A 12,672-nucleotide genomic window follows, 5' to 3' on the forward strand; every position below is an offset into this window, starting at 1 on the left:
TGACTAAATTTTGACAAGCTGCCTCAAATAGCCAGTCAATACCTCGATACTGTCTGCGCTACTTTCTTGTTTGGCGATAATTTATCTCATTTTTACAATGAGAACATACCCTAAATATTTTTTATTTATATTAATATGAGTGCATTATGGCAACTGACGTAACCAATACCTCATCGACAGACCACACGCCAGCAAGCAGCAGCACTGCTGAGCAGCGTTATGTTATCTGTATGAAATGGGGTGACAAATACGGCGCTGAGTACGTCAACCGTCTTTATAATATGGTCAGTCGCCATTTGACCTTAGACTTCCAAATGATCTGCCTTACTGATGATAGCAGCGGTATCAACCCTGCTGTGACTTGCCATCCTATTCCAGAGATGGACTTGCCTGCTGGGCCTGAGCGTGGTTGGAAAAAACTCACGACTTTCAAACCTGAACTATACGGTCTTAAAGGTGTGGCGTTATTTTTAGATATCGACATTGTTATTGTTGATAACATAGATGCCTTTTTTACCTATCAAGCTCAGCATAAAGACAGCGTGGTGATTATCCGTGATTGGAAAAAACCGTGGCGAATGATTGGTAATAGCTCTGTTTACCGTTTCAATATTGGCATGAACACCTATCCTGATTTGCTCGCAAACTTTGAGCGCAACTTTGCAACCATTCGTACCCAAGTGCGCCATGAGCAGGCTTATCTGTCTAACTATTTACGTGAGCATCATCATTTAGAGTATTGGGATAAAACATGGTGTGTCAGCTTCAAGTACCAATGCATCGCCCCTATTCCCTTTAACTTTGTGCGCGTACCTACTCTGCCAGATGGTGCAAAGATTGTCATCTTTCATGGTGAGATTAATCCGCCAGATGCCATCAATGGTAGCGGCGGTAAATGGTATCGCCATATTAAGCCAAGCCCTTGGCTAAAAGATTATTGGCGATAAACCCATAGGAAATACCATGAAAGCAGATGATGAGATGCAAATAGATATTGTGATTGCTTGGGTAGATGGTGATGATCCACTGCTCAAACAAAAAAGGGCGCGTTATCAGAAAACAACCAGCGCGGCATCTGACGCTATCAGCTCAACACGTTTCGCCAGTAACGATGAAATATATTACAATATTGCCTCCATCATAAAATACGTGCCTTTCTGTCGACATATCTATATCGTCACCGACCAACAGCAACCGGCACTGATCGAAGCGTTTGCTGAACAAAATATTTGTGCAAAAGACAAAATACGTATCATTGACCATAAAGACCTCTTTGCGGGCTATGAGCAGTTTTTGCCTACTTTCAACACGCGTTCTATTGAAAGCATGCTATGGAATATCTCAGGTCTGTCTGATTATTTCATATACATGAATGATGATTTTTTCTTCAACCAACCTGCTATTATCACAGATTTTTTAGATGCTGACACTATTATCATTCATGGTCATTGGCGAAAAAACACCCTTCTACAAGCCAAACTCCAATATCGAAAATCTCTACAAAAATTATCAGGCAAAAAAGTTCAACCCAAACATACGATTGCCCAAATGCTCAGCGCTAAAATCCTGGGTATGAATCAGTTTTTTGAAGTGCATCATTATCCCCATATTGTCGATAAGAATATTTTAAAAAGCTATCTTTTGCATAACCCTCAGCTATTGATTGAGCAAATTCAATATAAATTTAGAGATGTGGCTCAGGTAAACCCCATTACCTTAATGAATCATCTAAAAATTCAACAAGGGGAAGCTTGTCTAAAGCCACCCATAGCAATCAACTATTTAAAAAATGAAAACGGTGTTGAGGATTTTTTAGCAGGTTTGCAAAAACAATCTATCAAATATGGGTGTATACAAAGCTTAGACTTGCTTGACCCTGACTCCCGTAACAATATTACCGAGGCGATGATTCAGAAGTTTTCACAGCATCTGCCATTATCGTTATTGCTCAATCTCACTAAATAGAATCAATCTCATAATAATAAAAATATAACCTTGGAATTTTTATGAAAATAACAGTAGTAGGTACAGGCTATGTCGGCTTATCCAATGCTATGTTACTTGCCCAGCACAATAAAGTAATCGCTGTCGATGTCATAGCAGAAAGAGTCGAGATGTTGAATGCCAAACAATCTCCTATTGAAGATCCAGACATTGAAGATTTTTTACTCAACAAACCCATCGATTTCACAGCCACTTTAGATGCCAAAGCAGCTTACAAAGACGCAGATTTTATTATTGTTGCTACCCCTACGGATTACGACTCAAAGACCAACTATTTTAATACCCAAAGTGTTGAAAGCGTCATTGAAGAGGTGCTGAGTGTTAATAAAAATGCGCTAATCGTTATAAAATCAACAGTGCCCGTCGGCTATACCAATGACATTAGAAAACGATTTTTGACAGATAACATCATTTTTTCGCCTGAATTTTTACGCGAAGGCAAAGCGCTATATGACAATCTTTACCCTTCGAGAATTATCGTCGGTGAGCAGTCGGAACGTGCGAGACAATTTGCAGATTTGCTCTTGGAAGGTGCGATAAAGAAAGACGTTCCTCAGCTATTTACTGAATCTACTGAAGCTGAGGCCATTAAATTGTTTTCCAATACCTATCTAGCGATGCGTGTTGCCTATTTTAATGAGCTAGATACGTATGCCCAGACTTTTGGGTTAGATACCAAACAGATCATTGAAGGCGTAGGATTAGACCCGCGTATTGGCAATCATTATAATAACCCATCGTTTGGCTATGGTGGCTATTGCTTGCCTAAAGACACCAAACAGCTATTGGCAAATTATGATGACGTCCCGAGCAACCTTATCCGAGCTATTGTTGATTCTAATAGCACTCGTAAAGATTTTATTGCCGATAAAATCATTGAAAAGCAACCAAAAATCGTTGGTATCCATCGACTAGTGATGAAAAGTGGCTCGGACAATTTCAGAGCGTCTGCTATTCAAGGCATTATGAAGCGTATCAAAGCAAAAGGCATCGAAGTGGTTGTCTATGAACCCGTGTTAAAAGAAGAAGAGTTTTTTAACTCAAAAGTCATTAAGGATTTGGATGCATTCAAAGCCATGAGCGATATTATCGTGGCAAACCGCTTATCTGCAGACATCCAAGACGTGTCGCATAAAGTGTTTACTAGAGATTTATTTGGGAGCGATTAATGAAGATTTTAGTGACTGGTGCCGCAGGTTTTATTGGCTTTCATTTAATTAAAGCATTGCTGGGCAAAGATTGCTTTATTGTCGGTATTGACAACCTCAACGCTTATTATGAAGTTGCGTTAAAAAAAGACCGTCTCAAAATTCTAAGCAAACAATCAAACGAAAATACTTTTAGATTTATCACGTTAGATCTGGCTGATCGCGAAGCAATGGCCAGTTTGTTTACTGAATATGGCTTTGATATCGTGATTAATCTCGGTGCACAAGCGGGCGTGCGCTATTCTATCGAAAAGCCACATGAATACATTGACTCCAATGTAGTGGGATTTCTGAACGTGCTTGAAGGCTGTCGACATGCTAAGGTAAAACATTTAGTATACGCCAGCTCTAGCTCTGTATACGGTATGAATATCAAGCAGCCATTTAGCACTAAGGATCGTGTAGATTATCCCATTAGCTTATATGCTGCGACCAAAAAATCTAACGAATTAATGGCACATACCTATAGCCATTTATACAATATCCCCACGACAGGGTTACGCTTTTTTACCGTCTATGGTCCTTATGGTCGCCCTGACATGGCCTACTTTTCATTCACCAAAAAAATACTGGCAGGTGAGCAGATTGATGTCTATAACAATGGTGAGATGCAACGTGATTTCACCTACATTGATGATATTGTCGAAGGCATCACTCGTATTATCGATAAAATCCCAGAACCACAACAATCTTTTGCGACCACAGCAATCGCACCTTACCAAATCTACAATATCGGTAATAACCAACCAGTAACGCTTCGCCGCTTTATTACTGCTATTGAAAGTGCGTGCGGTAAAAAAGCAAAAGAAAACTTGTTGCCCATGCAGCCAGGTGACGTCCCAGCAACTTACGCCGACATAGACGAGCTAACAGCCGATATTGGCTTTAGACCTGAAACCAGTATCGAAGATGGCATCTTAAAATTTGTAAATTGGTACAGAGCCTATTATCTAGAAGAACCAAGAGAATCACATCAAGCATAAAATTCGATAAGTCATAGAATAGATATAGCAAGGAAGAGTCAACCTATGAAGACATTGACATATTTGGTTAATTTAGATGGAAGCGATGCGCGCCTAGAAAGCGCAACTCAGCAGTTAGAGCAAATAGAGTGGCCATTTGAAAGAATACCAGCCTATGATGGCCGCGGTAAAAATTTGGCTGATTTTGCAGATTATGATGACTCTCAAGCCAGAAAAAATCTAGGACGTAGCTTATTAAGCTCCGAAATCGGCTGTTATCTAAGTCATTACAAATGCGCTGAACAATTCTTGCAGACGGATGCTGACTTCTTGGTGGTACTAGAAGATGATATGACCTTGTCCACCAACTTCAAGACGATAATAAATGAAACCCTAGCGTTTTTACATGCTCATCCAACGTTGGATTGGTACTTGGTAAATCTTGCAGCAAAAAAGAAAAAGCTTGCTCGGGACATCACCAGCTTTGATAAACATACATTATGGCACGCCTATTATTTCCCTATTCGTGGTCTTGGCCTCATTTGGTCACGTAAGGGCGCTGAAGCATTTATTGCAGCCGCAAAACCCATCTCTATACCCGTTGATATATTTTTCCAACAATGGCTGAGTAACAATGGAAAAGGGTTGGGTATTTGGCCTGCATTGGTACAGCCTTTGGGCCTTGACAGCGATATCTTAGGGACGGAAGCATCGCAAAATATAAAACGCAAAGACAAAGAAAATCGAGACTTGTCCTATAATATAAAAAAACAGAAAAGAATGTGGCAAAATAAAACCAAGGCTGTTGCCAACTTATACCTAAACAAGTAGTTTATATTTTATGAAAAACATCGTTATCAGTTTAGAATCTGCGGTAGAGCGCAGAAAACATATCACTAATGAATTTCAAAAAAACAACGTCGACTTTGAATTCTTCAATGCCTTAACACCAGACTTGGCTCATACTTATGCTCAAACTTTGCCCATTGATTTAGAAAACATCGATTTGACTGGTGGCGAATTGGCATGTTTTATGAGCCATGCTTCTGTTTGGCAACAAATGATTGATCAAAACATACCTTATTTAGCCATTTTTGAAGACGATGTATACTTAGGTGAAGATGCAGAAGCGCTATTAACCACCACGAGTTGGATACAACCTGAATGGCATATTATTAAAACAGAAGCCTTTTCTGAAAAAGTATTTTTGTCTTCCAATTCCTCTGAGATTGTCTTAAATAGGCGGCGCATTGCCCAATTAAAAGGGAAGAATTTAGGTACCGCAGGTTATATTTTGTCGTTGCGCGGTGCGCAAGTATATTTGGACTATATCTCAAAAAACAAACTGCGACCGCTTGATGAGTTAATGTTTGACGATTTTATCAAACATGGCGCTGAACCCGTCTATCAAATGACCCCTGCCCTATGTATTCAAGAAATGCTTTTAAATAAAGGCAATCCCTCGCTCCCAAGTGCGCTAATCAAAGATCGTCAAGGCCGTATGAAGTCAGAGAAAAAACCTGCTATGTTTAAAGCGAATCGCGAAATTAACAGGATTGGGATGAAGATTAAGAAATCCATATTTGCAGCAGAAGTGGTTTTTAAATAGAATATTTTATCGTCAAATAATTTATTATGATAATAATTTTGGAATGGGAAAGTAATGACGGAAGATAACAAACCATCTGTAGCCATATTATATATTGCCACTGGTCGATATACCGTTTTTTGGGAGTACTTCTATCGCTCTGCTGAAAAACACTTACTTCCCAATAGTAACAAACACTATGTTTTATTTACTGATAACCTAGCATTGATCAGTAAGCAGACTGACTATCCTAATGTCACGATGATAAAGCAGGAAGCTTTAGGATGGCCTTATAGTACATTGATGCGCTTTAAATTCTTTTTAGGGGCAAGGTCTATTATTGAAAAGTATGACTTCATATTCTACTTTAATGCCAATACAGAGTTTCTTTCTGATATCACTGAAGATGAGTTGTTACCTCTCGATCACCATGAGGAGCTGAGTCTCGGCGTTCAGCCTCATATGTTTCATCTTAATAAACGTGCCTACACTTATGATCGTAACCCTCAATCACAAGCATATATTCCCTATCATAAAGGAAAGTATTATTTCACAGGTGCGTTGAATGGTGGTAAATCTCATGCATATTTACAGATGTGCGAAACTCTCAACCAAAACACAGAATTAGATTTAAAAAACAACGTTATTGCACTATGGCATGATGAAAGTCAATTAAACAAATTTGCATTAGACCGTACAGATATTAAGGTTCTACCACCTTATTTCACACGTGGAGAGCACGAATACTGGAAAAAAAGCTCACAAATAATGTTTTCTGATAAGACGCATTACCGATTTGGCGGACATGCTTATCTAAGAGCCGAAACAAATGACAAAATCACAAAATCTGACTGGGAACAGAAGAATGGCAAACGTCGAAGAAAGCTCAATACTCGATTCAAGCAATATATCGCCTCACTTTTTTTCTGACAGTCCTACTTATACTAAGCTAAAAAAGCTAAAAACCAAGCCTAAACGCTTTTTTTATTATTTAAGTACGCCAAGAGATAGACGTAAGAAATTCGAAAAAGAAGCTGATACAGACCAACAATGCCAAGTAGCAAAATGCTGGGAGCAATTTACTCAATTATATTTCGATAATCAATTGACTTCATATTCTTTTAAACCTAAAAAATCATTTAGCGATGAAAAAATAATTTGGCAATATTGGGGGCAAGGTGTAAACAGCTTAGACCTACCTGATATAGTAAGACTTTGCTTTAAATCAGTAGATAATAACAGTGGCGAATACACTGTTATTAGATTAGATGATAGTAATATTCAAGATTATCTAGATCTGCCAGAGTTTGTTTGGGAAAAAAGAGCAAATCCGCAATTTAAGCATGCGTTCTTTGCAGATCTTTTACGTTTGGCATTACTTGATGTCTATGGCGGTGTTTGGCTGGACGCAACCATATATCTGAGCAGCCCTCTTTCTGATTTAAAAAGTCAATCAGATTTTTTTATGTATCAAAGAGACGCCGCCAAAACTGAACGTGAAGCATGGATTTCATTTAATAGATACTACTTTTCTTGGGAAAATGCTCATAAAATAAATGTACTAAATAGTATTATTTATGCCAAAAAACACAGTTATGTTATTCATACTTGTTTAAATCTATTACTCAATTTTTGGCGCACGCAAGAGCACATTCCACATTACTTTTTCTTTCAAATCATGTTTGACAGTTTAATAAATAATCAACTTTCAGACTATCAGTGTGAAATCATCGACGACACTCAGACGCATCTACTGCTTAAAGTCTTGGACGAACGTTTCGACGAAAATTACTTTAAAGAAATAGTTGCTCAAATTAATACCCATAAGCTATCTTATAATAAGCAGCCGAAAGAGCACTCTTTTTATCAGCATTTATTGAACATCACATAACTTAATATTATTAAATACATATGATACCTAAGGATATTATGATATTGGTAAGAAACTTGGAACTATTGGGTCAAGGTACACAGAAACTGGTCTACAAACACCCATCTGATACTCATAAGATTATCAAAATAATGAAGCCTGAGCATGCGACATCTAATGGTGGTAGAAAGAGACAGCATCACTTGCGCGCTCATCATTCTCAGGGAATATACAAACAGTTTCGCAGAGAAATATTGCAGTATTTACAGCTTTGTAAAAACAACTATAGTCTGCAACGATTTACGTTTCCCATGGAGACCGTTTATGGTTTTATCACAACAGATAAAGGGTTGGGACTAGTGACTGAAAAGGTCTTAGACCCTAACGGTTCAACCATGACGCTTTATGAGCTTTCTAATACCAACCTTTTCAACGATACACACGCAAAGGCGTTAGATAAGTTTTTTGATGAGTGTTGTGAATTACATGTGGTATTGGGCGAAGTTAATATTGCTGGCATCATGTACACCGAGCACAGACAAGGTATCCCTGAGTTTGTATTGGTCGATGGCATTGGTGAAAAGCTACTCATTCCTTTTAGAGCAATGAGCAAGACCATTAATAGCCGTAATGTTCGAAAGATTGAAGCAAAAATAAAGTCCAAAATCGGTTATTACTCTACTAAGCATTAGAATTATAACCATGATAGTTATCAATGTGACCTTTATTTATTCGCTACCAGTTTATAAATACAGCAAAAGACCCAAGACAACTTAGTCGTCTTGGGTCTTTTATTAGAACCTATCACTTCATGAATCAGTCTTAATCAATAAAGCTTAACCAATCCATATACTGCTCATTGCGACCATGAACCACATCAAAGTATAGGGTCTGTAGCTGCTCAGTCAAAGGTCCACGTCCACCATTGCCGATAGTACGATCATCATATTCACGAATAGGTGTCACTTCGGCCGCCGTACCTGTCATAAAGATTTCATCTGCCAAGTAAAACTCATCACGAGTGATACGGCGCTCAACGACCTTGATTCCTAGATCATCGGCAAATTGAATGATGGTACGACGCGTGATGCCGTCAAGTGCACCGCCCGCTAAATCTGGCGTATGCAGCACACCGTCTTTGACTAAGAATAAGTTTTCACCTGCGCCTTGGCACACATAACCCTGTGGATCCATCAGAATGGCTTCGTCATAGCCATTACGAGTGACTTCTTGGTTCGCCATGATGGACACAGGATAGTTGCTTGAGGCTTTTGCCTTACACATGGTCACATTGGTCATATGATGAGTAAATGAAGATGTTTTTACACGGATACCGTTTTTGATACCCTCTTCACCAAGATAAGCGCCCCAATGCCAAGCAGCAACCATGGCATTGATACTATTGTCACGTGAAGACAAGCCTAGTTTTTCTGCACCGACCCAAATGAGCGGACGGATATAGGCTTCTGCCAAGTTGTTTTGCTTGACCACATCTTTGTGCGCTTGCTCAAGAGTCGCTGCATCAAATGGCACATTCATTTGGAAGATTTTTGCAGATCCTAGTAAGCGCTCGGTGTGTTCTTTTAGACGAAAAATTGCAGTACGGTTGTCGGCGGTTTGGTAAGCACGCACACCTTCAAACACAGCCATGCCATAATGCAAGCTATGCGTCAGCACATGAACTTTGGCATCTGGCTGTTCAATCATTGTGCCATTCATCCAAAGCTTACCATCTTGTGTTGCCATATTCATTTTATAATCCTTATGTTAGCGCTAACGGCTAATTTTTTTAGATATAGTCGACGCACTTATAAATGCTTCGACTAGAGGTGGTATTTAATCGTATTTATCAACATCATATGATAACACCACAGCGTCAAATTTTATTGCTAAAATACAGTGTCATTCTTACTAAGAAATAACCAACAACTGATAGCTTTATCGTGATGTGTTGCCGATTATATCACTGGCGGTGCTAGCAAATGAAATCTTTTAGTTTGAGTATCACAGGCTATTATTTATAATCAAAAACCTTTTTAAGAGTTATGCGAATCGCCATCTGTTAGATTGACACCCATCAAATGTTGCCATTGCGCTTGCACTAATGCTCGTGTTTCTTTCCACAGTGACTCATCAACTAGTAACGATTGCTCTGATAACGCCAATTGATGAGTAGCAGCACGAATTCTGAGGTAGGCATCTGTCAAATCTTGGCAGACTTGCTCCTCCCAAATACCCAGTAATGCCACCTCTTCGAAAATACGGACGTTATCGCTCCATTTGGTCAGGCTTGGATGCTCATGCGAATAGGCTAATACCGCAAATTGTGCTAAGAACTCAATGTCGATGATCCCGCCGGCATCTTGTTTAAGATGAAACTTACCTGCCTGTTGTTGCCATTGACTGGTACCCAGATGTTTTTGCATCTTAATACGCATACTGGTGACTTCTGTACGTACCTGCTCTATCGTGCGTGGTAAGGACAATACGTCTCGGCGAATATCACAAAAACGTGCCGTCACTCGTTTGTCACCGCAAATCGCTCGTGCCCGTACCAAGGCTTGATGCTCCCACGACCATGCCTTTTCTAGCTGATAGGTTTCAAAAGCATGACAAGACACCACCATCATACCGGCATTACCTGAGGGGCGCAGACGCATATCAATCTCATAAGCGCGGCCATCTCGAGTTTGGGTATTGAGATAGTTCATCAGCTTTTGTACCAAACGGGCAGCAAACTTCATACCGCTGACCGATTTTTCACCCGTGGTCATGCCCTGCTCTTTTATCTTATGCAAAAATACCAGATCCAAATCTGAAGAATACGACAACTCTAGCCCGCCAAGCTTGCCATAACCAATAATGGCAAAGCCGCAGTCCGCCTCGGTCACCGGGTCACCATCTTGACCAATAGGATAGCCGTAGCGTTTGACAATTTCTGCAAAAGCCCGTTCTAATGCGGCTTCTAATACCACCGCTGCGATATAAGTGAGAGAATCTGACACCTTCATAATCGGACGCTCAGCCAATACATCACTGGCGGCGACAGCCAACACTTGATTCTTTTTAAATAGTCTTAATACGCTAAGCAGCTCTTCTTCGTCATTAGGCTCTACGCGCAATAACTGTTGACGCAAAATATCACGCAACTCTGGCTTATCAGGCAAGTGACGATAACGCTGCTGTAAAAAAGTATCTAAGAGCACAGGATAATGTGCCAACTCTTTGGCAATCCAAGGACTGGCCGACAGCATGGGTATCAACTCAATCGTCGCATTGGGGTTTTCTGCAATCATCACCAAATAGATAGAGCGACGACAAATCGCTTCGAGCAATGTAATGAGCCGTGGCAAAGCAGTATTGGCCAGTTGCTGCTGCTCTTGATGAGCGAGTAACGCATGGATAATCACAGGATAAGCGTCATCCAACCGCTCGCGAGCTTCATCGCTCAAGTTAGCGACCATCTTTGACTGCCAAAAATCTTGTAACAGTGCCCGATTTTCTGCCGTTAGTACTTCGTTCAATCGTGCAATCTGTTCATCAAGATGTTCGGGCTCAAGATCTGTATTTTCATGATCAGGTATCTGACGTTCGGTGACCATACGCTCAAAGGGAACATTGACATTGTCTCGGTGGTGATTGAGCGTGTTTAACAGTGCATTCCAATCATCAAACCCAAGGGTAACTGCTAAGTTATGCTGCCATTGCGGATCGTGTGGCAGACGCTGAGTCTGTTGATCATTGATCGCTTGAATGGCGTGTTCAAGGCGACGTAAAAAACGATACGCGGCTTGGAGCTCTTGATAAGTAATGCTCTCTAGATACTCAAGCTTGTGCAATACCTGCATCGCTTGTAAACAAGATTTCACCTGTAGTTGAGGATGCCTGCCACCATAAATCAACTGAAAGGCTTGCACAATAAACTCAATGTCTCTAATACCGCCAGCACCCAGCTTGATATTATCCAAATCCTCCCGCTGTGCCACTTGATTTTGAATAAGGGACTTCATCTCCCTGAGTGCTGAAAAAGCACTGTAATCCACGTAATAACGGAAAACAAAGGGCTTGATGAGCGCTTGTATCTCATCATAAAACGGCTGCTCTATCTGCCCGACTACTCGCGCTTTTAGCCACGCAAAACGCTCCCATGCGCGTCCATGCTGAGAGAAATACTTTTGCAATGCGGACAGATGAATAGCCAAATCACTACCATCACCCCACGGTCGCAGACGCATATCCACTCGAAAGACAAAACCATCAGCCGTCTTCTGATCCAGTAATTTAATAATACCTTGACCGAGCCTTGTCATAAACCGCTTATTGTCTATGCTGCGCGCGCCTTTTGATTTATCGCCATTGGTTGCGCCGCGTGCCTGATGGACAAAGATAAGGTCTATATCGCTCGATAGGTTCAGCTCATGCGCGCCAAGCTTGCCCATTGCCATAATCGCCATGTCATCAATTTGCACGTTACCTTTGGTATTAATAAAAGTCGGTTCGCCGTACTGCTTGATCAAATGCTGATAGGTATAATCTTTGGCAAATGAGATACATCCATCCGCAAACTCCGACAGCTCATCGGTCAATTGCTCAAGCACTATCAGTTGTAAGGCATCTTGCCAAATCCAGCGCATCATCAGCAGCGTACGTAGATGACGCAAGCCTCTCATCACCTTCATTTCGTCAGCAAGTTGGTAGTTTTCATCTAACGTATAATCTTGAATCAAATCATCGATTTGCTGCCGAGTTAAGGTCTGATCTAATGGGTAGCTACGTAAAAATGTTTGGCATGAAACCGTCCGACTCTCCCAAATCTGGTAAGCGAACTCGCTTGCCGTCTGCAATACTTGCAGCTGTTCGGCTGTAGGCTGACAATCTGTACCATGGGTCGCACGTGAAGGCATAGCAGGTGACATAGGGAACTAAACTCCTTACATAGAGTGATAAGACTACGTGAACTTAGCGCATAAGTTTATCGTTTTTTCTTACGAAGCAGTCACAGCATCAACTAACGATACGCAATATGTCAGTATTTAATAT

General features: G+C 40.6%; 11 protein-coding genes. 9 read left to right on the plus strand and 2 right to left on the minus strand.

Annotated features, from left to right (window positions below):
• Positions 1 to 230: 230 nt before the first annotated feature.
• Genes JMX93_RS00705 through JMX93_RS00745 form a run of 9 tightly spaced genes read left to right on the plus strand, consistent with a single transcriptional unit; the run spans position 231 to position 8,324 of the window.
• Positions 231 to 947 (plus strand): glycosyltransferase, encoded by a 717-nt coding sequence (locus JMX93_RS00705; protein WP_443557343.1) that lies wholly within the window; start codon positions 231 to 233, stop codon positions 945 to 947.
• Positions 948 to 963: 16 nt separating this feature from the next.
• Positions 964 to 1,965, plus strand: coding sequence for a Stealth CR1 domain-containing protein (locus JMX93_RS00710; protein WP_499203560.1), 1,002 nt, complete (start codon positions 964 to 966; stop codon positions 1,963 to 1,965).
• Positions 1,966 to 2,006: 41 nt separating this feature from the next.
• Positions 2,007 to 3,173 (plus strand): nucleotide sugar dehydrogenase, encoded by a 1,167-nt coding sequence (locus tag JMX93_RS00715; protein ID WP_499203561.1) that lies wholly within the window; start codon positions 2,007 to 2,009, stop codon positions 3,171 to 3,173.
• A complete protein-coding gene (locus tag JMX93_RS00720) occupies positions 3,173 to 4,195 on the plus strand; it encodes an NAD-dependent epimerase (protein ID WP_499203562.1) in 1,023 nt (340 codons plus the stop codon). The genes JMX93_RS00715 and JMX93_RS00720 overlap by 1 nt, the downstream gene beginning before the upstream one ends.
• A 45-nt stretch (positions 4,196 to 4,240) precedes the next feature.
• Positions 4,241 to 5,005: a glycosyltransferase family 25 protein gene (locus JMX93_RS00725; protein ID WP_499203563.1), complete on the plus strand. Its 765-nt coding sequence runs from the start codon at positions 4,241 to 4,243 to the stop codon at positions 5,003 to 5,005.
• Between the two features lie 10 nt (positions 5,006 to 5,015).
• On the plus strand, positions 5,016 to 5,783 hold the full coding sequence (locus tag JMX93_RS00730) for a glycosyltransferase family 25 protein (protein ID WP_499203564.1): 768 nt from the start codon (positions 5,016 to 5,018) through the stop codon (positions 5,781 to 5,783).
• A 54-nt stretch (positions 5,784 to 5,837) separates the two neighbouring features.
• Entirely contained in the window at positions 5,838 to 6,692 is an 855-nt protein-coding gene (locus tag JMX93_RS00735; RefSeq protein WP_499203565.1) for a glycosyltransferase, read from the plus strand.
• Positions 6,628 to 7,653, plus strand: a complete 1,026-nt coding sequence (locus tag JMX93_RS00740; protein WP_499203566.1) for a capsular polysaccharide synthesis protein — start codon at positions 6,628 to 6,630, stop codon at positions 7,651 to 7,653. Before JMX93_RS00735 ends, JMX93_RS00740 begins: the two co-directional genes overlap by 65 nt.
• 38 nt (positions 7,654 to 7,691) lie before the next feature.
• Positions 7,692 to 8,324, plus strand: a complete 633-nt coding sequence (locus JMX93_RS00745; RefSeq protein ID WP_499203567.1) for a YrbL family protein — start codon at positions 7,692 to 7,694, stop codon at positions 8,322 to 8,324.
• 130 nt (positions 8,325 to 8,454) lie between these two features.
• Here JMX93_RS00745 and JMX93_RS00750 read toward each other — a convergent pair whose 3' ends face one another.
• Both JMX93_RS00750 and glnE read right to left on the minus strand, forming a co-directional pair.
• Positions 8,455 to 9,384 carry a branched-chain amino acid transaminase gene (locus tag JMX93_RS00750; protein WP_055124135.1) on the minus strand — a complete coding sequence of 310 codons (930 nt, stop codon included), beginning with the start codon at positions 9,382 to 9,384 and terminating at the stop codon, positions 8,455 to 8,457.
• A 284-nt stretch (positions 9,385 to 9,668) separates the two neighbouring features.
• A complete protein-coding gene (gene glnE / locus JMX93_RS00755) occupies positions 9,669 to 12,548 on the minus strand; it encodes a bifunctional [glutamate--ammonia ligase]-adenylyl-L-tyrosine phosphorylase/[glutamate--ammonia-ligase] adenylyltransferase (RefSeq protein WP_496190564.1) in 2,880 nt (959 codons plus the stop codon).
• Between the last annotated feature and the right edge of the window lie 124 nt (positions 12,549 to 12,672).

The organism is Psychrobacter muriicola 2pS, assembly GCF_904846535.1.
Classification (GTDB): Bacteria; Pseudomonadota; Gammaproteobacteria; order Pseudomonadales; family Moraxellaceae; genus Psychrobacter; species Psychrobacter aquimaris.

Coding starts and splice junctions, on each gene's coding strand:
- JMX93_RS00725 (WP_499203563.1), top strand. CDS start 4,241: ATGAAGACATTGACATATTTGGTTAATTTAGATGGAAGCGATGCGCGC.
- JMX93_RS00730 (WP_499203564.1), top strand. CDS start 5,016: ATGAAAAACATCGTTATCAGTTTAGAATCTGCGGTAGAGCGCAGAAAA.
- JMX93_RS00740 (WP_499203566.1), top strand. CDS start 6,628: ATGGCAAACGTCGAAGAAAGCTCAATACTCGATTCAAGCAATATATCG.
- JMX93_RS00735 (WP_499203565.1), top strand. CDS start 5,838: ATGACGGAAGATAACAAACCATCTGTAGCCATATTATATATTGCCACT.
- JMX93_RS00720 (WP_499203562.1), top strand. CDS start 3,173: ATGAAGATTTTAGTGACTGGTGCCGCAGGTTTTATTGGCTTTCATTTA.
- JMX93_RS00710 (WP_499203560.1), top strand. CDS start 964: ATGAAAGCAGATGATGAGATGCAAATAGATATTGTGATTGCTTGGGTA.
- JMX93_RS00750 (WP_055124135.1), bottom strand. CDS start 9,384: ATGAATATGGCAACACAAGATGGTAAGCTTTGGATGAATGGCACAATG.
- JMX93_RS00715 (WP_499203561.1), top strand. CDS start 2,007: ATGAAAATAACAGTAGTAGGTACAGGCTATGTCGGCTTATCCAATGCT.
- JMX93_RS00705 (WP_443557343.1), top strand. CDS start 231: ATGAAATGGGGTGACAAATACGGCGCTGAGTACGTCAACCGTCTTTAT.
- JMX93_RS00745 (WP_499203567.1), top strand. CDS start 7,692: ATGATATTGGTAAGAAACTTGGAACTATTGGGTCAAGGTACACAGAAA.
- glnE (WP_496190564.1), bottom strand. CDS start 12,548: ATGTCACCTGCTATGCCTTCACGTGCGACCCATGGTACAGATTGTCAG.